The organism is Stakelama saccharophila, assembly GCF_032229225.1.
GTDB classification, from domain to species: Bacteria; Pseudomonadota; Alphaproteobacteria; order Sphingomonadales; family Sphingomonadaceae; genus Sphingomonas; species Sphingomonas saccharophila.
Window position 1 is genome coordinate 2,946,054 of the sequence record NZ_CP135076.1, and the last position, 18,707, is coordinate 2,964,760.

Annotated in this window: 20 protein-coding genes and 1 pseudogene; 9 read left to right on the forward strand and 12 right to left on the reverse strand. The window is 63.9% G+C overall.

The annotated features are described in order from the left end of the window. Positions 1–83: 83 nt before the first annotated feature. The 7 genes from trbL (at position 84) to RPR59_RS13775 (ending at position 5,148) form a co-directional block, all read left to right on the forward strand. Positions 84–1,385, forward strand: coding sequence for a P-type conjugative transfer protein TrbL (gene trbL, locus RPR59_RS13745; protein WP_133494271.1), 1,302 nt, complete (start codon positions 84–86; stop codon positions 1,383–1,385). 3 nt (positions 1,386–1,388) lie between these two features. Continuing rightward, a complete protein-coding gene (gene trbF / locus RPR59_RS13750) occupies positions 1,389–2,153 on the forward strand; it encodes a conjugal transfer protein TrbF (RefSeq protein WP_133494272.1) in 765 nt (254 codons plus the stop codon). Continuing rightward, positions 2,150–3,019 carry a P-type conjugative transfer protein TrbG gene (gene trbG / locus RPR59_RS13755; RefSeq protein ID WP_133494273.1) on the forward strand — a complete coding sequence of 290 codons (870 nt, stop codon included), beginning with the start codon at positions 2,150–2,152 and terminating at the stop codon, positions 3,017–3,019. The genes trbF and trbG overlap by 4 nt, the downstream gene beginning before the upstream one ends. Continuing rightward, positions 3,016–4,248: a TraB/TrbI/VirB10 family type IV secretion system protein gene (locus RPR59_RS13760; protein WP_133494274.1), complete on the forward strand. Its 1,233-nt coding sequence runs from the start codon at positions 3,016–3,018 to the stop codon at positions 4,246–4,248. Before trbG ends, RPR59_RS13760 begins: the two co-directional genes overlap by 4 nt. 1 nt (position 4,249) lies before the next feature. Beyond that, entirely contained in the window at positions 4,250–4,468 is a 219-nt protein-coding gene (locus RPR59_RS13765) for a DUF2274 domain-containing protein (RefSeq protein ID WP_133494275.1), read from the forward strand. Positions 4,469–4,551: 83 nt separating this feature from the next. After that, complete coding sequence (locus tag RPR59_RS13770; protein WP_313915005.1) at positions 4,552–4,683, forward strand: helix-turn-helix domain-containing protein; 132 nt, start codon at positions 4,552–4,554, stop codon at positions 4,681–4,683. A gap of 288 nt (positions 4,684–4,971) precedes the next feature. Further along, the gene (locus RPR59_RS13775) at positions 4,972–5,148 is read left to right on the forward strand and encodes a hypothetical protein (RefSeq protein ID WP_162848763.1); all 177 of its coding nucleotides are present in this window, start codon (positions 4,972–4,974) and stop codon (positions 5,146–5,148) included. A 61-nt stretch (positions 5,149–5,209) separates the two neighbouring features. Here the strand turns inward: RPR59_RS13775 and RPR59_RS13780 are convergent, their stop codons facing one another. Beyond that, the gene (locus tag RPR59_RS13780; protein ID WP_373287493.1) at positions 5,210–7,132 is read right to left on the reverse strand and encodes an FTR1 family protein; all 1,923 of its coding nucleotides are present in this window, start codon (positions 7,130–7,132) and stop codon (positions 5,210–5,212) included. Between the two features lie 156 nt (positions 7,133–7,288). Beyond that, positions 7,289–7,927, reverse strand: a complete 639-nt coding sequence (locus RPR59_RS13785) for a cation efflux transmembrane domain-containing protein (RefSeq protein ID WP_133494278.1) — start codon at positions 7,925–7,927, stop codon at positions 7,289–7,291. On the opposite strand from RPR59_RS13785, the gene RPR59_RS13790 reads away from it, so the two are divergent. Next, complete coding sequence (locus tag RPR59_RS13790; protein ID WP_313915009.1) at positions 7,842–8,423, forward strand: MerR family transcriptional regulator; 582 nt, start codon at positions 7,842–7,844, stop codon at positions 8,421–8,423. The two genes, RPR59_RS13785 and RPR59_RS13790, sit on opposite strands and share 86 nt — an antisense overlap. 266 nt (positions 8,424–8,689) lie before the next feature. Here RPR59_RS13790 and RPR59_RS13795 read toward each other — a convergent pair. From RPR59_RS13795 to RPR59_RS13830, 8 genes and pseudogenes are all read right to left on the reverse strand, one after another. Next, positions 8,690–9,011 (reverse strand): annotated as a pseudogene (locus RPR59_RS13795) (YnfA family protein). 19 nt (positions 9,012–9,030) lie between these two features. Further along, entirely contained in the window at positions 9,031–9,717 is a 687-nt protein-coding gene (locus RPR59_RS13800; protein WP_313915011.1) for a ZIP family metal transporter, read from the reverse strand. A 4-nt stretch (positions 9,718–9,721) separates the two neighbouring features. Then, a complete protein-coding gene (locus RPR59_RS13805; protein ID WP_313915013.1) occupies positions 9,722–10,657 on the reverse strand; it encodes a cation diffusion facilitator family transporter in 936 nt (311 codons plus the stop codon). Positions 10,658–10,674: 17 nt separating this feature from the next. Beyond that, on the reverse strand, positions 10,675–11,007 hold the full coding sequence (locus RPR59_RS13810) for a DUF190 domain-containing protein (RefSeq protein ID WP_133494282.1): 333 nt from the start codon (positions 11,005–11,007) through the stop codon (positions 10,675–10,677). Positions 11,008–11,023: 16 nt separating this feature from the next. Then, a complete protein-coding gene (locus RPR59_RS13815) occupies positions 11,024–14,260 on the reverse strand; it encodes an efflux RND transporter permease subunit (RefSeq protein WP_133494283.1) in 3,237 nt (1,078 codons plus the stop codon). Between the two features lie 25 nt (positions 14,261–14,285). Further along, on the reverse strand, positions 14,286–15,425 hold the full coding sequence (locus RPR59_RS13820) for an efflux RND transporter periplasmic adaptor subunit (protein ID WP_162848764.1): 1,140 nt from the start codon (positions 15,423–15,425) through the stop codon (positions 14,286–14,288). Between the two features lies 1 nt (position 15,426). Then, the gene (locus tag RPR59_RS13825; protein ID WP_313915020.1) at positions 15,427–16,734 is read right to left on the reverse strand and encodes a TolC family protein; all 1,308 of its coding nucleotides are present in this window, start codon (positions 16,732–16,734) and stop codon (positions 15,427–15,429) included. Positions 16,735–16,785: 51 nt separating this feature from the next. Beyond that, on the reverse strand, positions 16,786–17,127 hold the full coding sequence (locus RPR59_RS13830; RefSeq protein ID WP_313915021.1) for a hypothetical protein: 342 nt from the start codon (positions 17,125–17,127) through the stop codon (positions 16,786–16,788). A gap of 139 nt (positions 17,128–17,266) precedes the next feature. On the opposite strand from RPR59_RS13830, the gene RPR59_RS13835 reads away from it, so the two are divergent. Beyond that, complete coding sequence (locus RPR59_RS13835) at positions 17,267–17,944, forward strand: class I SAM-dependent methyltransferase (protein WP_188656370.1); 678 nt, start codon at positions 17,267–17,269, stop codon at positions 17,942–17,944. 23 nt (positions 17,945–17,967) lie between these two features. Here the strand turns inward: RPR59_RS13835 and RPR59_RS13840 are convergent, their stop codons facing one another. Together RPR59_RS13840 and RPR59_RS13845 are read right to left on the reverse strand one after the other, a co-directional pair. Then, complete coding sequence (locus tag RPR59_RS13840) at positions 17,968–18,096, reverse strand: manganese efflux pump (RefSeq protein ID WP_133494287.1); 129 nt, start codon at positions 18,094–18,096, stop codon at positions 17,968–17,970. A 302-nt stretch (positions 18,097–18,398) separates the two neighbouring features. After that, the gene (locus RPR59_RS13845; protein ID WP_133494288.1) at positions 18,399–18,662 is read right to left on the reverse strand and encodes a hypothetical protein; all 264 of its coding nucleotides are present in this window, start codon (positions 18,660–18,662) and stop codon (positions 18,399–18,401) included. Between the last annotated feature and the right edge of the window lie 45 nt (positions 18,663–18,707).

Consider the following 18,707-nt stretch of genomic DNA (forward strand, 5'->3'; position numbering starts at 1 on the left):
CGTCCGTCACCGTCGCGGGGCGCGTACGCTCCCCCGCGCGCCCCGCGACCTTCTCTTCTCCACGGCCACCAGGATCATCATCCGTGAACGACCTGAACGTCCTCGACCGCTTCATGAATGCCTTTATCCGCTACATCGACAGCGGATTCGGCCTGCTGGGTCCGGACATCGGCTTTCTGACCACGACGCTGATCGCGATCGACATCACGCTTGCAGGATTGTTCTGGGCGATGGGCGGCGAGCAGGACGTCATCGGCCGGTTCCTGCGCAAGATCCTCTATATCGGCGCTTTCGCCTTCATCCTGAACCGTTTCGCGACGCTGGCCGACATCATTTTCAGGTCGTTCGCGCAAGCGGGGCTGACGGCCGGTGGCGGGACGCTCTCCGCTGACGACCTGCTCAAACCGGGGCGCCTCGCGGCAACCGGCTTTTCAGCGGCGTGGCCGTTGCTCGACCAGGCCGCAAAGTTGATGGGCTTCACCAGCTTTTTCGACAATTTTCTGACGATCGCGGTGCTGCTGTTCGCCTGGATCATCGTCATCATCGCCTTCTTCATCCTCTCGGTGCAGATGTTCGTCACCATCATCGAGTTCAAACTGACGAGTCTCGCCGGTTTCATCCTCGTGCCATTCGCACTTTGGGGGCGGACCAGTTTCCTCGCCGAGCGTGTGCTGGGAAATGTCGTCTCGTCGGGGATCAAGGTGATGGTGCTCGCCGTGATCGTCGGCATCGGCTCGAACTTTTTCAGCGAGTTCACCGGCGCGCTTCAGGGCCAGGAACCCGATATCGGTCAAGCGATGAGCCTCGTGCTCGCCAGCTTGTCGCTCTTCGGTCTCGGCATCTTCGGCCCCGGCATCGCTTCGGGCCTCGTCGCGGGAGCGCCGCAACTTGGCGCTGGCGCGGCCCTCGGTTCGACAATTGGCGCCGCCGGCGTGGTAGCGCTTGGCGGTGGTGCCGCCATCGGCGCGGCACGGCTTGCAGGTGGTGCGGCGGTCGGCGCGGTTCGGGCCGGGACGGCAATGGGTTCGGCCGCTTCGACGGCTTATACGCTCGGTCAGGAAGGTTCAGGTTCATCGAGCATCGCTTCGGGCATGGGTGGCGTCGCCCGTGCCGCCGGGGGCGCGGCGCGGCAGCGTGCCGGCCAAGCCTTCGGACTCCGGCAAGCCTCCGAGTCGGGTCGCGCCGCTGCCTGGTCAGCCCTCAACGCTGGTGGGTCAGGCCAGCCAACGACAAGTGGCGCGACTGGCGGCGCGCCCGGCTGGGCACGCGACCTTCGCCGCCAGCAGAACGCCCGTCATCACCGCCATGTCGCGCTCCAGACGCTGCGTGAAGGCGACCGCGGCGGCAGCGGCGCCACCCCGGACATCAAGGAAAAGGAGGATTGAACGATGCGCTTTAAACGCAGTGTCCAGCGCTACGGACATACACCCGAGCCCGCAACGCCCTATCAACGTGCTGGCCAAATTTGGGATGAGCGGATCGGCTCGGCCCGTCTTCAGGCAAGAAACTGGCGGATCATGGCGTTCGGCGGCTTGCTGCTGACGGCCGGCATGTCGAGCGCGCTCGTCTGGCAGTCGCTTCAAAGCCACATCGTTCCCTATGTCGTGGAAGTCGATCATCTCGGCGAAGCGCGATCGGTCAGTCCAGCCAACCGCGACTATCGTCCGGACGATCCCGAAATCGCCTGGCACCTTTCGCGGTTCATCGAACAGATACGCTCGGTCTCGCTCGATCCCGTGCTCATGCGTCAGAACTGGCTTTCGGCCTATGCGTTCGTCACCAAACGCGGCGCGCGCTATCTCGATTCCTATGCGCGTGCCAGCGATCCGTTCGCGTCGATTGGCGAGCGGACGATCTCGGTTCAGGTGACCAGCGTGGTGCGCGCATCGGACCAGTCATTCCAGATCAAATGGACACAGACCGCGTTTGAGCGGGGTACGCAAGTCGGCGTCTCGCATTGGACCGGCATCGTGAGCGTGGTCCACCACGCTCCCGCTTCTGCCGAGATACTGCGTCGCAACCCGCTCGGCATTTACATCGATAGCATCGACTGGAGTCGCGAGCTCGATCCCGCTGTCACCGCGCCTGCCGCAGCCACCGTGAATGGCGGCGACACTGTCCTTCCCTCTTCTTCTCCGGAGATCCAGCCATGACCGCGTATCGCTATACGACAATTTTGCCGATCCTCCTCGCTCCAACGCTTGCCGTCCCTGTATCGGCGGCGCCAATCCAGGCCCTTGGCCGGCACCAGACCGAAGCGAGTCCGCCCGACGCGGTTCGAATAGCGACAACGGCGGCGACGGTCGAACCGGTCAGTGGCGACTTCGTCAATGCGGGCGCGGTTTACGCCTATAGTGATGACGCCGTGTATCGGCTCTATGCCGCCCCCGAGCATGTCACCGACATCGCCCTGCAGGCGGGCGAGGCGCTTGTCGCGGTCGCGAGCGGGGACACGGTCAGATGGGTGATCGGCGACACAAGCAGCGGCGCGGGACCTGATCGGCGCGTTCATGTTCTCGTAAAGCCAATCGCCCCGAAATTATCGACCAATTTGGTTATCACGACCGATCGGCGGACCTATCATCTTGCGCTTACCAGCAGCGATGGCGCGGCGATGTCCGCGCTCTCCTGGCGCTACCCGCAAGACGCGCTGCTGGCCGTCAAGCGCGCTCGCGAGACCGCCGAAGCGGCGGCGCCAGTCGCAACCGGTCTCGATGTCGAACAGCTTCATTTCGGGTATCGCATCAGCGGCGATCATCCGGCGTGGCGTCCAGTACGTGCCTTTGACGATGGACGGCAGACCTTCATCGAATTTCCGGCATCGATCGGCGTCGGCGAAGCGCCACCGCTGTTTCTCGTTGACGGCGACAAGACCATCAGCCTTGTCAATTATCGCGTCAAAGGGCGGTTTTACATCGTCGATCGGCTGTTTGATATCGCCGAGCTGCGGCTCGGCACGAAACATCAAAAGACCGTTCAAATTGCGCGAACCGCCCCAGTGGCGCGGAGCGGATTATGACCGAACCCGCCGCACATGTTCAATCTGAGTCAACTCAGGGGCCGAAGACATCCGCCCAGACGAAGGAGAATCCCGAAACGCTCGTTCTGCGAGCACAGCCTAGCCGCGCGATCCGTTTTCGGCGCAGCATCGTCATCCTGATCGCAGCCACCGCCATCGTCGGCGTCGTCGCAGCGGCCTGGTACTCGCTCAAGCCCCAGGCATTGCATCTTATCTCAACGCCGAGCGATGGCAGCGAGCCCGCCAGGCTTCCCGCCGGAAGCTTCGGCAACCTGCCGACCAGCTACGCTGACGCGCCCAAACTCGGGCCGCCGCTTCCGGGAGACCTCGGTCAGCCCATTCTCGATCATCAGCGTGCTCAGAATATGCTTCCTGCGAACGGGCAAAGCGGACCGGCCGATACGCGGAATTCCAAGCACGAGCGGGTCTTGGCCGAGATTGATAGCGCGCGAAGGTCTGCCTTGATGATTCGATCCGCAAACGAAGGACACGATCAATCACCCAAGCCGGCGACGGCGTCCGATATGTCCACGCCATCCCCACAAATTCCCACAGGCTCGAGTGCCGGGCGCTTTCCGAATGCGTCGCCGCACAAGGTCGAATTCATGGCCTCACTCGACACCAAGGGTGACGTGAACCCGCATGAGATCGAGCCAGCGGCATCGCCCTACATATTATCGGCCGGAAGCGTCATTCCAGCCAGCCTCATCACCGGATTGCGATCCGATCTTCCCGGGGTTGTGATCGCCCAGGTCACCGAGCGCGTCTACGACAGCCCGACGGGACGCATTCTTCTAATCCCACAAGGCGCGCGCCTCATCGGCAGCTATGACAGTGTTGTCGCCTTTGGTCAGCGGCGCGCATTGATCGTCTGGCAACGCATCATCTTTCCCGATGGACGGTCGCTTCGCATGGATAATGTGCCGGCAACCGATCCCGCAGGCTATGCCGGCCTTGCCGACAAAGTCGATTTCCACACCTGGACGCTGCTCAAGGGCGCTGCCGTATCGACACTCCTGGGTATCGGTTCCAATCTGACATTTACGGGCGAAAGTGACCTCGTCCAGGCAATACGTGAGTCGACGCAGCAAAACGCATCGCGCGCCGGCGATCAACTCATTTCGCGCGATCTTCGCATTCAACCGACCATCACGATCCGTCCGGGAACACCCGTTCGACTGGTCGTGCATCACGATCTGATCCTGCCACCACGATCCAAGGAGAATTGAGATGCCCGACCTGAAACTTGCAAAATTGCCTGAGCGAAAGCCGGTCAAGATGACCATCAACCTGGCCCCGGATCTACATCAGGCGCTAACCGAATACGCCGCCGTCTACGAGGCAGTCTATGGCCGGGCCGAGCCGGTCGGTAACCTCGTTCCCTATATGCTCACCAGTTTTCTCGAGAGCGATCGAGGCTTCGCAAAAGCGCGGCGGGCAAAATCATGAGTGGATCAATTGATTCAAGCTGCGTGCCTGACCGAGACCGGCTCGATACGCCCATTTGCGTCCGCGCCGATCGAGCGGCACAGATGCTGGGTATCGGCAAAACAAAACTATACGAGCTGATTGGCTCGGGTGAGCTGGAACTGGTTCATATCGGCCGTCGCAGCTTGATCCTAAAGTCAAGTATTGATGACTTTGTTGCTCGCCTGCGCGCCTAATAGCACGGACTAACGCAAGCCATTCCGCACCTGCATCCTCGCGAAGCGATTGCGCTCGCGCATGGCAATTCATCCGCTATTCTGACTGCGGGCTCTGAGGTAGTAACCGCCACGACGCGCGCCGTAGAAGCCCGCTTGCGGCCCCACTACGTCGTCCGCCGGACGTCGAGGACTTTGTCGGAATCGGTCCGTATCGGTTGGACATTGCCCAGACGGCGCTGGGCATCGCGTAGACTTTCGCGTTGGGCGGACACGCGATGCGCAAAGGTCTCTGGTCGCTGAACTCAAATGGCCGAGACCGATCTTGCTATTGCGGTTGCCGGTACCGACGTCTTCGCCAATATTCCAATCATCGTCGCGGGCTTGGTCACCATCGTGTGGCGGTCTGTCTATCCCGATCTCATCATCGGCGTCATAAATGCCGACGCCGCCAAAGGAATCTGGCAGGCGCCGATGGCGGAATAGCCAGACCGCGCTGCGATACCCTGAACTTGTGGTCGCGCGGTTCGCACGTGGCAGCCACCATTTACGCGGCGGTTTGCGGCCGCTTTTGCCGGTCGTTCAGGACGAATCCAATCACGATCGCGACCAGCGCGACAATCTGCGCCAGCACCGATTGCCACGTTGGAAACACTCCGAGCATTGAGATTCGCGGCATTTCGGCGAGCGGCGCGATATCAATCCAACCGGCCTCCTGAAGCGCGGCGACACCCTTGCCGGCCAGCACCACCGTAAGGATCGCCATCAGCCATGCGCTGTAGCGGAAGAAGGTGCCGATCGGCAGCGAGCGACTGTAGCGCAGCATCGCCCAAGCGATCAGCGCAAGCACGCCGATGGCGGCGCCCGCGCCGAGCAGCATCACCGCGCCGTTACCCTGCGCCCAAAGAGCCGCATAGAAGAGGATCGTCTCGAACACCTCGCGGTAGACAACGACAAAAGCCAGCGCGAACAGAAACCAGCCGGATTGGCGATTGAGCGCACCTGAAAGTTTTTTGCGGATATAGCGCTGCCACTGGTCGGCGTGGCTCTTGCCGTGCATCCAGATCCCGACGGACAGCAGAACCACCGCAGCCAGGAGCGAGCCCAGCCCTTCGGTCAGCTCGCGGCTCGCGCCGCTGATGCCGATCGCGTAGGTGGCCACCGCCCAGGTCGCGCCGCCGGCGGCGAGAGCGGATATCCAGCCGCCATGCACATAACGAAGGGCATCGACCCGCTCCGCCTTGCGAAGAAAGGCAAGCATGGCGACAACGATGAGCAGAGCTTCCAGGCCTTCGCGCAGGAGAATGGTGAACGCTCCGAGAAAGGTCGAAACGGCGCTTGACGCTTGCGGGGACAGTGCAGCCGACGCATCGTCGAGCAGCGTTTCGATCGCCGCGGCCCGTGACGCCAGCTCGCCGGACGAGATTCCGTCGCCGATGCCGGCGCGGAACGCCCCCATGCGGGTCTCGATATTCGCCATCAGGCCGGCGTCCTTGGCGCTCAAAAGCGGCTCGATGGGTTCGAACCCGTCAAGATACGCGGAAAGCGCCAGCGCCTTCGCCTTTTTCGCGTCACCGGCGCGATATGCTGCCAAACTCGCATCGAGCTTCGTCCGAGTGACCGCGATGGAGTCGCCGGCTCCCCCTGTCGAGGCGCGCGCCACCGCCTCCGGGTGCATGCGCAGATAGGCCATCACGACGTCGGCTTTTTGCTGGCCGATCGCCTCGCCCAGCGCGGCGGGCGTCGTCGTAACCAGCGCTTTCAGGTCGGGAATGCGCGATCGGATGGCAGCCTCGTTTCGCCAGAGCGCCTTGCCGCGCTGAACATCGGCTTCGGAAAAAGCGAATTCACCCGCCCGAAACGCCAGCGCCCAGCGATCGCCGGGCGGCAAATCGCGAAAGCTCTGCATCGCCGTTCCGTCGATGCCTTGTGTGATCACCTGCTCGAGCGCGGCAAGGCTTCGTTTGCGAGCGCGGCCGGCATCGGTAAAGGCGATCGGCGGCGTATCCAGAGCAGCGGCGTTGGGTCCCTTGCCATTGCCGCTGGCGCCGTGACAGGCGGCGCAGTTGTCGGCGAACAACCGGTCGCCACGCGCGACATCCGGTGGCGTCTCGGGCGCGATCGCGACCGGGTATGCGGCGAGAAGCGCCTTTGACAGCGCATGGGCAGTCGCGGCGATCCGGTCGCCACCTTCCTTCGCCTTGACCTGACGCTGTAGGGCCCCCGCCTGCTGCACAAGCGCGCTACGGCCGGGTCGGCTGGGTAAATCGCCGATCGTGCTCACGATGGTGGCCGCGAATTCGGTCATTTCGGCATATTCGCCGCGGCTAACGATCTTGCCGTTGCGCACCGCCCCGTCATAGTCGACCGCCATATAGTCGAGCAGCTTCCAGGTCGTTGTCACCTTACCGGCAGTTCCGGCGTCTACCGTCTGCGCCGAGGCAGCGCCGCCAACCATCACCAGCATCATCGCCGTCAGAAGCGCCAGCAAGAGCCGTTGCGTCGCTGTGCTGCGGTAGGCGAGACGCGATGTCGGATGCGATTCCCGGAAGTTCATAGCGCGCGCAATAATCCCTGAAGCCGCTATAGGGTCAAGGCTATTGCAACGCATTCTTACTTTCAGATTTCAGATCGAGACGGATTCCCGTGCCGATCGCGCCTCGGACAGGTCGCGCATCGCGTGGCGCAGAATCTGCCATCCGCCCGATATGCCGAGTGCTGCCATGATCGCGGCGACGATGAGATCGGGCCATGCCGTGCCGGTCCCGAACACGCCGGCTGCGGCTGCCACAACCGCGATGTTGCCGATGGCGTCGTTGCGCGAGCAAATCCAAACCGATCGCCGGTTGGCATCGCCGTCGCGATAGCGGAACAGCATGACTGCCACGCCACCATTCGCGACAAGGGCGATGATCCCGACCACGCCCATCATATCGGCGTGCGGCACCGATCCATGCCATGCCGCGATCGCTGTCGAAACCAGGACAGACATTCCCAGGAGCGCAAGCGTTGCACCCTTGGCGACCGCCGCTCGCGCTCTCCAGGCAAGTGCCGAACCTGCGACGCCCAGACTGATCGCGTAATTGGCCGAATCGCCGAGAAAATCGAGCGCGTCGGCGCGTAGCGCCTGAGATCCCGAAACAAGGCCGACGACAATCTCGCCTGCAAACATTGCCGCGTTGACCGCGAGCGCGATCCACAGCGCGCGCCGCCAATGGGGATCATTGGCCGGCGCCTCCTCGGACGAGCAATCACAACATGGCATCGCGGTCTCCGTGCGGAGTGGAAAAATCAAACATGAACGCCATATGCTCCCTGAAGTCGCTACAGGGTCAAGGGATCGGCACATGCGCATTGGCGAACTCGCGCGCCGCACCGGCGTTCGCGTTGAAACCATCCGCTGGTATGAGAAGAGCGGGCTGCTCGAGAAGCCGGCGCGGAACGCCGGCAACTACCGCGACTATGACGCGGCCGCGCTCGCTCGGCTGAGCTTTATCAAGCGCGGGCGCGATCTCGGCTTTTCGCTGGAGCAGATCACCGAATTGATGGCGCTGACACGCAACGCCCGCGCCGATTGCGAACGCGTCGACGCCATCGCGCGTCAGCACCTTGCGGAAGTCGAGCGTAAGATCGTCGACCTTTCGTCGCTGCGGCGCGAACTGAGCGGGTTGGTGAATTCCTGCACAGGCGGGGCAATCGGCGAATGCGACATCCTGCAGGCTTTGGCGCCCGAAGGTCCGCCGTCCCGGAGCGAAGGGTGAAGATGGCATCGCGGCAAGAGGCGTGAGACGTCCCCTCATCATTGTTCTGCTCGCCGCCAGCATCGGCGCACTGGGGTGCTTGCTGCCGATGTCAGAGATGCTCCGCGCGCAGTTACAGCGGCTCGGTTTGACCGCCACGCTTTCTTCGACCACCGTTTGGCTGTTGTGGACGACGGGCTGGTGGCGCGGCCTGCGGATGATAGCCGCTTTGCGCGATCAGCGAAGAAGGGCGTCCGGTCGCCTATAAGCCATTTCGGTCATTCCGCTCAGGCCGACCGCGGGGCGAAGAGGATGACGGCCGAGTCCGCGAGGCACACCGCGGCGGGATATCCCAGCGGTCGGGGGGCGTCTTCTCGACAATCCACATCCAGCCGATCGCCGCCATGATATAGACACCACCATAGGCTGCAAAAGCGCGCCCGGCCTGTCCGTGTCGACGAGTGTCAACAACCATGCAAAAAGCGCGAGCGACGCAATGCCGGGCAGAACCCAGAGCGAAGACCAGTCGAGCCGAAGCCACGCCCAGAAGGCGAAGCAGCCGGCGATTTCCGCGAAAGCCGCACCGACATAAGCGAGATAGCTGGCCATGCTCCTTTTTGGCAAAGCCTTACCCGCGCATCAATTCCTCGATGACCAGAATGGCAAGAAATCCGAGGAAAAACATGCCCGTCGCGACCGGCGTCTCGGGCTTTTCATGCGCCTCGACCAGCAGTTCCTCGGTGACGAGATAGAGAAGCGCCATCAGACCGAAGGCATAGCAGCCGGCGCGAAATGCTTCGGGTAGCGCAGCAATCGGCTGGCCGAGCAGCGCGCCAATGGGAAGCGCCAGGCCGACAAGCATGGTCATCAACACCGCGCGTCCACGCGAAAGCGTCTCGGCGAATGCCCCGACCAGCGTCAAGCCGAGGAACAGCACCTCCAGCGTCAATGCGATGGTGAGCAGCATGCCCTGCCGCGCCCCCACGACGAAGCCCAGTCCGAGCACCAATCCGTCGATGGCGAGGTCGAGGCCGGTGGCCACAGCGAGCCCGGTCGCCCCCTCGGTGCGGCTGCTATATGCCTTGAGCAGCAGCATCGCCGCGATACCCGTAAGTGCGCCGACGATGACCGCGAGCAGCGAGCCGCCATGTTTGACGTCGGGCAAAATCTCACCCGCGGCCGCCGCGAATACCACGCCCGCTGCGAGATGCTGGACGGCGCTGCGAAGCAGGGGTCCGGCATTGAAGCGAAGCGTCGTCAGGGCGCCGATCGCAAGCGCGGCAAGGGGAATGAGCGTGTAGGTGAGCGCCTGCACGATGCTACACCACGTCCGCCGGCTCGAGCGCGCACGCCTTGGGATCGCGCTCGATCTGGAGCGTGGTGTGGTCGATACCGAAATGCTCGTGCAGGTCGGCGGCAACGTCGTGGAGAAACGCATCGCGGTCGTGTTCGGCGGGCACGACCAGATGTGCGGTCAATGCGGTGTCGGTGGTGCTCATCGCCCAGATGTGCAGGTCGTGTACCGCCGTCACGCAGTCGATCTGCGCCAGATGCTCCTCCACCGCCTTCGCATCGATCCCCGACGGCACGGCGTTGAGCGACATGGCGAATGCCTCCCGCAACAGCCCCCAAGTGCTCCAGACGATAACCGCGACGATCAAGAGGCTGGTGACCGGGTCGAGCCAATTCCACCCGGTATAGCGGATGGCGAGCCCGGCGAGCACCACGCCCGCCGACACGGCCGCATCGGCCGCCATGTGCAGGAACGCGCCCTGGATGTTAATGTCGCCCTTGCGGCCGCGCATGAACATCAGCGCGGTGCCGGTGTTGATCGCGATGCCGATCGCGGCGACGATCATCACCGTATTACCGGCGACCGGCTCGGGATCGGAAAAGCGCAGCACCGCCTGCCAGGCGATCGCGCCCGCTGCCAGCATCAGGAACACGCCATTGGCGAGCGCTGCGAGAATCGAGCTGCCCTGCAGGCCGTAAGTATAGCGCCAGGTCGGCGCCTTCTTCGCGACGAGCAAGGCCACCCAGGCGATGACGAGCCCGAAAACGTCGCTCAGATTGTGACCGGCGTCTGCGAGAAGCGCCAGTGAATTGGATAGAATGCCATAGGCGGCCTCGATCACCACGAATATGACGTTCAGGCCGATGCCGACCGCGAACGCCGTGCCGAAACTCGCCGGAGCATGGCCGTGCCCGGCGTGCGAATGGCCGTGATCATGTCCGTGGTGGTGATGACCGCCCATGGTCCTTTCCCTTTCTGTCAGTCGCGCCGAAGCGGCATCAGCGTTTCGACGCGCTCGAGCGTCATCAGGCCGATATGATGAAGATCGGCGACCGTATGGGCGAACGCACGGAGCGCAGCCTCTTGGTCGACCATTTCAATCACCACCGGCAGATTGTCCGCGATACCGAACGCGTGATGCTCATGGATCGGCGCCGTTCGGGCACCGAAACCCGCCCGGCCACGCAGGACGGTCGCGCCGGCCAGCCCGGCGCGCCTCGCGCGCCGGACGACCAAATCCATTACCGCCTCATCGCCGTGGCGGGCATTCTCATCGGTATAAAGCCGAAGCAACATTGCTTCTTCGCTCATCTCACCTCTCCTCTCGTCAAGCGTTCGCCGGTTCATGGTGAAGCTCGGTTGCTGCTTCCTTGCGCCGTCGTCCGAGCACCAGCTTCGAGATCGCCGGCAGCACGAACAGCGTCAGGATGGTCGCGGTAATGAGCCCGCCGATCACCGTAATCGCCAGCGGCTTCTGCACTTCGGCCCCGGTGCCGTGCGCGATCGCCATCGGCACGAAGCCGAGCGACGGCACGATCGCCGTCATCAGCACCGAGCGGAAGCGCTCCATCGCGCCGCCCTCGATCGCCTCGCCGACTTCCATGCCCGATTTGAGCCTGGCCTGGATGCTGGTCATCATTACCAGACCGTTCAGCACGGAGACGCCGAACAGCACGATGAAGCCGACCGCCGCCGAGATCGAGAAGAGCTGCCCGGTCAGGAACAGCGCGAAGATGCCGCCCGAAATCGCCAGCGGAACCGCGGCGAAGATCGCCGCCGCCATCCCGATGCTTTCCAGCGCCATCAAGAGCAGAACGAAGATCAGCACCGCCGCGATGGGAATGACGATCATCAGCCGCTGCGACGCCGCCTGCAGGCTCTGGAACTGCCCGCCCCATTCGAGATACATGCCCGCTGGCAGATCGACCTGGCTTCGGACCTTCGCCTGCGCTTCGGCGACGAAGGTGCCGACATCACGCCCGCGCACATTCGACTGGATGACGACACGCCGCTTACCGTTGACGCGGCTGATCTGGTTGATCCCCTCGACCTCCTTGAAGTCGACGAGCTGTCGCAGCGGCACCGAATGGCGTCCTGCGCTCGCTTCTTGCGGCAACATGACCGGAATCGCACCGATCGCGTCGATATTGTCGCGGGTGGCGTCTGGCATGCGCACGACAACGTCGAACCGGCGATCACCCTCGAACACCACGCCTGCTTCGCGGCCGCCGAGTGCGGCCGAAACCGTCTTGGCGACATCTTCGACCTGCAGCCCCAATCCGGAGATTGCCGCTCTGTCGAAGCGGAAGTCGAGAGTCGGGAAGCCCCCGGTCTGGTCGGCCTGGACGTCGGCCGCGCCGTCGATCGATTGCAGGACGCGTGCGATCTGTTCCGACGTCGTCGCCATTTGGTCGAGATCGTCGCCGTAAAGCGAGATCGCGACCGTGCCACGCACGCCCGAGATCAGTTCGTTGAACCGCATCTCGATCGGCTGAGTGAAGCTGAATGCGTTGCCGACCAGCGGTTGCAGCTTCGCATCGAGCTTCTTCGCAAGTTCCGCCTTGCTGAGGTCCGGATCGGGCCATTCCTCCTCCGGCTTGAGCATCACGAAGCTGTCCGACCGGTTCGGCGGCATCGGATCGGACGCCACCTCGGCGGTGCCGGTTTTGGAAAATACGTAGTCGACCTCTGGCACGCTCATCAGCGCGCGTTCGACGTCGCGCTGCATCTTCGCCGATTGTTCGAGCGAGGTGGAGGGGATGCGAATCGCCGAGACGGCAAAGTCCTTTTCATCAAGCTGCGGGATGAACTCGCGCCCGACGAACTGGAACACGACGAGCGACAGCGCGAACACCGCGACGCCCGTTCCGATCGTGACCCAGGGGCGCGCCAGCGCGCGCGGCAGGCCGCGGGCATAGCGATCCTTGAGCCAGGCAATCGCCCGCACCTCCTTTTCGGCGACCCGTCCGCGGATGACCACCGCCAGTAGCGCGGGCACCAACGTCATCGACAGGATGAACGCGGCGACCAGTGCGAGCATCACCGTGATCGCCATCGGCGAGAAGGTCTTGCCCTCGACGCCGGTAAAGGTCAGCAGCGGCGCGAACACCATCAGGATGATCGCCTGTCCGAACAACGAAGGCCGGATCATCTCCTTGACCGAGCCCGCAACCTCCTCGAGCCGCTCGCCGACGTTCAGCAGCCGGCCTTCATGTTCCTGCCGTTCCGCCATGCGGCGCAGGAAATTCTCGACGATGATCACCGTGCCATCGACGATCAGCCCGAAATCAAGCGCGCCGAGGCTCATCAGATTGCCCGGCACTTTCAGCCAGTTCATCCCGATCGCCATCATCAGAAACGAAAACGGGATGACGAGCGCGGAAATGATCGCCGCGCGGAAATTGCCGAGAAGCAGGAACAGCGACACGATGACGAGCAGCGCACCTTCGGTCAGGTTCTTCTGGATCGTCTCGATCGTCGCGTTGACCAGTTTCGAGCGGTCGAGCACGACCTGCAATTCTACCCCCGGCGGAAGCGACGGCCTGATCTGTTCCAACCTTTCGCCAGCGTCCTGCGCGACTGCCCGGCTGTTTTCGCCGAGCAGCATCAGCGCGGTTCCGATCACCGCCTGATTGCCGTTTTCCGATGCCGCGCCGGTGCGCAGCTCGCCGCCGATCGAAACCGAGGCGACGTCGGACAGGCGGATGGGAACGCCGGCACGGTCGGCGATCACCGCATTCTCGATCTGGTCGATCGAGGTGATGCGCGCATCGACCCGAGCGAGGAACGCCTCGCCCCCGCGATTGACATAGTTCGCGCCGACCGAGAGGTTGTTGCGTTCGAGCGCGTCGGCGACATCCATGAACGACAGACCGTAGGAGGAAAGCTTCGCGGGGTCGGGTTGGACCAGATACTTCTTCTGGTAGCCGCCGATCGAGTCGACGCCGGCAATGCCGGGAACGGTTCGCATCTGAAGCGCGACGATCCAGTCCTGAACGGTGCGCAGATAAGCGGCCTTGGCAGTCTCGGTCGTCAGCCGCTGACCTTCGGGCGTGATATAGGACCCGTCGCTCTGCGGCCCCGGCTTGCCGTCGCGCACCTTGGCATCCTTGGTCCCCGGCTCGGCATAGCGGATCGACCACATCAGCACTTCGCCGAGACCGGTCGAGATCGGGCCCATGGTCGGCTGCACACCCTGCGGCAGCGCGTCGCCGATCTGGTTAAGCCGCTCGCCGACCTGCTGGCGGGCGAAATAGATGTCGGTATCGTCGCTGAAGATCGCGACGACCTGGCTGAACCCGTTGCGGGTGATCGAGCGTGTCGTCTCCAGCCCCGGGATGCCCGCAAGCGACGTTTCCACCGGAAACGTCACCAGCTTTTCCATGTTGACGGGGGATAGCTCGGGCGCGACCGAATTGATCTGCACCTGATTGTTGGTGATGTCGGGAACCGCGTCGATCGGCAGCTTCTTGAGCTGGAACAACCCGAAGGCCGCGATCGCCGCGATGATGAAGAGGACCAGATACCGGTGTCGGACCGATCCGTCGATTAGCTTGGCTAGCATGTCGCGTATCTCCTGATCGGTCCGGTCACTCTTCCTCGCCCGAACCCTTTTCGAGTTCGGCCTTGAGGAGGAAGGCATTGGCGCCGGCGATCGTCTCGCCGGGCTTCAGCCCGTTCAGGATCTGCGCCGCCGCGCTGGTGCGCGCGCCGAGTTGCACGGGGCGCGGGGCGAAGCCCTTGTCCGTCCGCACGAAGACGACGTCGCGCCCGCCGACCGACTGCACCGCTTCGGCGGGGACCGACAGGCCGGCTTCACCACCCTTTGCGGCGGTGATGCGAGCGCGGATGTAATCACCCGGCGTCAACATGCTACGGCCGGCGGTTGGCGTCAGGATCACCGTCAGCGTGCGACTTTCGGGATTGGCGGACGGCGTGACCGAGCGAACCCGCGCCGGGATCTCCTGCCCGCCCGCCTCGATCACGGCACGCGCGCCGCGCTCGATCCGGCGGCCATCGGCGACCGGCACCGAGACCTGCGCCTGGACGAGATTGGGGTTGGCGATGCGGAACAGCTCGGTTTCCGGGCTGACATAATTGCCGAGCTTGGCCGGCGCCGCGGTGACGCTTCCCGAAATCGGCGATCGGACGAGCACATAGCGCCCGGTCACGCCCGCCGCGGCAGCGGAACCCTGCGCCGCATCGACTGCGGCGACCGCGGCCTGATAGTCGGCGCGGGCCTTTTGCAGATCGGCCTCGGCGGTGACCTTCGCATCGAACAGGCGCTGCTCGCGCTCATATTCGGCCCTTGCCTGGGCGGCACGCGCTTGCGCCGCACGCAAGTCGCCGGAAATATCGGCTGCGTCGCGACTCTCGATGCGGGCGACCGTCTGGCCGCGCGAGACGGCGTCGCCGATCTGCTTGGTGATCCGGGTGATGCGCCCCTCGGCACCGGCGGTGAGGACGGCGACGCCGCTGGGCGGCGCCTCGATCGAGCCCTGGGCGACGATTTCGGACCCGAACGCACCCGGGCCGACCTCGACCAGCGCGATGTCGGCGGCCTTGATCCGCTCGGGCGTCATCGCGACGCTGTCGGGAGTAGTGGCGGTTTCCGGCGCGGTCGCCGGCGCCTGGTCGGGCGATGCGTCCTCGCTTCCGCTGAGCAGATATCCGGTGCCGCCGGATATGATGGCGATTGCCGCGAACGCGGCGATGATGTTGCGATTCATGTCAGTTGGTCCCCTGGGTGAAGGGCGCGGCAAGGCGCGCAAGCGCCGCCGCTGCCTCCGCGCGGGCGCGCCGCGCATCGATCAGATCGGTTTGGAGAAGCGCGAGGCTTCGCTGGGCATCGAGCAATTCGATCAGCGACGACTTGCCGGCGCGATAGGACAGGTCGGCAAGGCGCAGCGCTTCCTTTGCCTCGCCGATCCCGCTGTCGCGCAGGGCGGTCAGGCGCGCGTCAGCGGCGCGCAGCTCGGCACGCGCGGTGTCGATTTCCGCCCGGGTCCGGTTCTCGACATCGACCAGCCTCGCTTCCGCAGCGACGCGTTCGGCACCGGCGGCAGCGATATTGCCCTGATTGCGGTCGAAGACCGGCAGCGGCAGCGATATGCCCGCCACCAGTCCGACATCGCCCGTTTCGCGCACCGTCTTCACACCCAGACCGATCGACGGATCGACCCGACCCTCGGCCCGCGCGTTGCTCACCTGCGCTTCGGCAATCGCCGTTTCCGCGCGGGCGAGTAGCACATCGAGCGCTTCCGGAGCACTGATGCTGGCCGGCATCGGCACCTCGACAGCGCCGACCACCTGTGCCGGCGGCGTTTTGCTGCCAAGCAAGGTGCCGAGCGCGGCGCGCGCGGCCTGCTCTTCTGCCTGTGCCGACTCGACCGCCGCCTGCTCGCGGGCAAGTGCGGCGCGGGCGCGTAGCGCACGCAGCGGCGGCTCGCGTCCGGCATCGACCAGTTCCCCCGCGATGCGGGCGAGTTCGCGAGACCGATCGGCATTGTCGCGTGCGACCGTAAGCTGCTCTCGCGCCGCCACCGCCCGGGCAAAGCGCTGCCGGACGTCCTGGATGAGGTCGGCGCGCGCGATCGCCAGCCGCAGGGTTTCGGCAAATAGCTGAGCTTCGGCTACCGACACGCGCGCCTTGCGGTGGCCGGCAAGGTCGATCTGCTGGTTGATCGAGGCGGTCAGCTCGGTGCTTCGAAACCCTTCGAAAGCGCCGGAGCCCAGGAAATTCTCAGCCTCGACGCTGAGCGTGGGGTTTACCCGAAAGCCTGCCTGGCGAACGCGTGCACGCGCAGCGTCGACCTGGCTCTGCGCGTCCACGATGCGCGGCGAGCGAGCCGCCGCTAGGGCGAGCGCTTCCGCAAGGCTGAGCCGCTCCGGCAGCTTTGCCGTGGACGATACTGGCGGCGCGCCTTGCGCGACAGGCCCCATCGTGGCCGGCGGTCCGGCCACGGTTTGCGCCGACAAGGGCGATGTGCCCCAGCCGGTCGCGGCCACGGCGAAGGCCGCGGCGACGATACGATACATGAATTATCTCCTGACGAACGGACATCCCCCGTGAGGGGGAGGACGCATTTGTCAGGCGCGCGGAGGCCTCAGCATGCCGTCGGACGGTGCCGGATCCAGCGGCCGTGACGGAAGCGCAAGACCGATATCCCGCAGCGATACCGGGACCTCGGACGCGACCGCATCCACGGGCGCAATCAGGTGATGGCAATGCGAGGCATGAGCGTGCGGTGCGGACTTCTCACCGTCGCTATCGCCGGTCTTGCCGTCGTTATCGGCGGTGCACTCGACCGCGCCGGCAAGATGCGAAACCGGCGCCTCCATGACATGCGCGACCGCACTTGCCGCCAATGACAGCGACAGCAGCGTTCCCAGAACAAGAGCGATCAATCCTCGCATGCGGCGTGCATCCATAGTGCCACCGCGTGCTTAGTCAAACTCAAAAATGTATCCTGACGCCGCACGGGCTATGTATTGATATAGCATGAATTGGCGAGGATGGCTTCAATACTCCTCTTCAGCAAGAGCAGTCGACATGCTACCGTGACGAGTGATGGTTCTCGAGAATGACCAAGTTAAGAAGGTCTATGGCAGGACCGCGAAATTCTATGACGCCGCTCTGGTCATTTACCGGCTCGCGGGAATTGGCCGACAGCGCGCGACTTCGATCGATGCGCTGAACCTTCGGCCCGGCGCAACGGTCGTCGATCTTGGCTGCGGGACCGGCGCGAACCTCGCGATGTTGGTCCGGAGGGTCGGACCGACCGGCCGGGTCGTCGGCATCGATCTTTCTCCGGAAATGCTGGCCAAGGCCCGTGAACGGGTCGCCGATAACGGTTGGGACAATGTGGAGCTACGATGCGGTGACCTCAGAACCGCCGACTTGCCAGACGCACTTGACGGCGCGGTGGCAACATTCGCACTCGAAATGCTGCCCGATCACGCCGAGGTGGTAGCGCGCGTAGCAGATCGACTGCAACCGGGGGCACGCTTCGCTTGTCTCGGGCTGAAGGAACCCGAGCACTGGCCGAAATGGCTCATCGACCTGGCAATCTTCATCAACCGCCCGTTCGGCGTCAGCCGCGACTATGCCGCCATCAAGCCCTGGCACGCGATCGAGGAGTTGCTTTCACCCGTCAGCCACAAGGAATTCCTCGCCGGTGCGGCATATCGCTGCGTCGCGGAAGCGATAGGACCTATCCGACGTACGACAAGCTCCCAGACGCGTTGAGCGACGTTTGGGGTCTCTCGCCGCTAGGCCCATATGTGTTGATGGAGCATCGATACGTCGATCACGATCAGCGCCACGCGGCCCAGCACCTCCGCGCTTTTCCCCATATACTCATCGGCCTTGCGTCCGAGCAGGACGCCGATTGTCGCCATTAGCGTGGTTAGACAGGGTTTGCCATTGATCGGATCTCGTCACGGGCGAACCCCGCTCGGCAAATCCGAGGCGGCATAACTGTGATCTGTTGGAAGCATTTACCACAAGTATTATTCGGGTAAACTTTAGTCGAATACTTGAAATTCAGCAACTGCACCGCAGAAGCGAAAACACTACTACGCAAAGTACCCGTCAGAGATTTGGTCCCTTTCGCAGGCCACCACATTCCGCCACTGATGCTTTCGGTGTTGACAATTCGGCCAGATGCATGGAAGGGATCGCGCGTGTTGCGAACCGTGCTCTACTCGATCCTGTTATCGCTGCTTGCACTGACCGTGAGCGGGCAGGGCTTGGCGCACGCCCGTTCAACCGATGCGACCGTGACTGCGAGTACGTCGTCTTCCGCCGACTGCATGCGGATGATGAACGACACCAACAAGAGCGGCTCGGACAAGCAAGGCTGCAATTTCGCGACCTGTCTTGTCAGCATGGCCGGGTGCAGCGGCGTCATGGCGCCATCGGCCGACCCGGCGATCGCGCGTCGCGTTGCACTGTCGGACGACATTGCGTTCGCCCCGTCCTCCGCGCGCTTGACCGGCTTGACGGTCGC

Excerpts from the sequence above, each read along its gene's own strand:
- trbF (WP_133494272.1), top strand. The coding sequence starts at position 1,389 with ATGCGCTTTAAACGCAGTGTCCAGCGCTACGGACATACACCCGAGCCC.
- trbG (WP_133494273.1), top strand. The coding sequence starts at position 2,150 with ATGACCGCGTATCGCTATACGACAATTTTGCCGATCCTCCTCGCTCCA.
- RPR59_RS13760 (WP_133494274.1), top strand. The coding sequence starts at position 3,016 with ATGACCGAACCCGCCGCACATGTTCAATCTGAGTCAACTCAGGGGCCG.
- RPR59_RS13765 (WP_133494275.1), top strand. The coding sequence starts at position 4,250 with ATGCCCGACCTGAAACTTGCAAAATTGCCTGAGCGAAAGCCGGTCAAG.
- RPR59_RS13770 (WP_313915005.1), top strand. The coding sequence starts at position 4,552 with ATGCTGGGTATCGGCAAAACAAAACTATACGAGCTGATTGGCTCGGGT.
- RPR59_RS13775 (WP_162848763.1), top strand. The coding sequence starts at position 4,972 with ATGGCCGAGACCGATCTTGCTATTGCGGTTGCCGGTACCGACGTCTTC.
- RPR59_RS13780 (WP_373287493.1), bottom strand. The coding sequence starts at position 7,132 with ATGATGCTGGTGATGGTTGGCGGCGCTGCCTCGGCGCAGACGGTAGAC.
- RPR59_RS13785 (WP_133494278.1), bottom strand. The coding sequence starts at position 7,927 with ATGCCATGTTGTGATTGCTCGTCCGAGGAGGCGCCGGCCAATGATCCC.
- RPR59_RS13805 (WP_313915013.1), bottom strand. The coding sequence starts at position 10,657 with ATGGGCGGTCATCACCACCACGGACATGATCACGGCCATTCGCACGCC.
- RPR59_RS13810 (WP_133494282.1), bottom strand. The coding sequence starts at position 11,007 with ATGAGCGAAGAAGCAATGTTGCTTCGGCTTTATACCGATGAGAATGCC.
- RPR59_RS13815 (WP_133494283.1), bottom strand. The coding sequence starts at position 14,260 with ATGCTAGCCAAGCTAATCGACGGATCGGTCCGACACCGGTATCTGGTC.
- RPR59_RS13820 (WP_162848764.1), bottom strand. The coding sequence starts at position 15,425 with ATGAATCGCAACATCATCGCCGCGTTCGCGGCAATCGCCATCATATCC.
- RPR59_RS13825 (WP_313915020.1), bottom strand. The coding sequence starts at position 16,734 with ATGTATCGTATCGTCGCCGCGGCCTTCGCCGTGGCCGCGACCGGCTGG.
- RPR59_RS13830 (WP_313915021.1), bottom strand. The coding sequence starts at position 17,127 with ATGGATGCACGCCGCATGCGAGGATTGATCGCTCTTGTTCTGGGAACG.
- RPR59_RS13835 (WP_188656370.1), top strand. The coding sequence starts at position 17,267 with ATGGTTCTCGAGAATGACCAAGTTAAGAAGGTCTATGGCAGGACCGCG.
- RPR59_RS13840 (WP_133494287.1), bottom strand. The coding sequence starts at position 18,096 with ATGGCGACAATCGGCGTCCTGCTCGGACGCAAGGCCGATGAGTATATG.
- RPR59_RS13845 (WP_133494288.1), bottom strand. The coding sequence starts at position 18,662 with ATGTCGTCCGACAGTGCAACGCGACGCGCGATCGCCGGGTCGGCCGAT.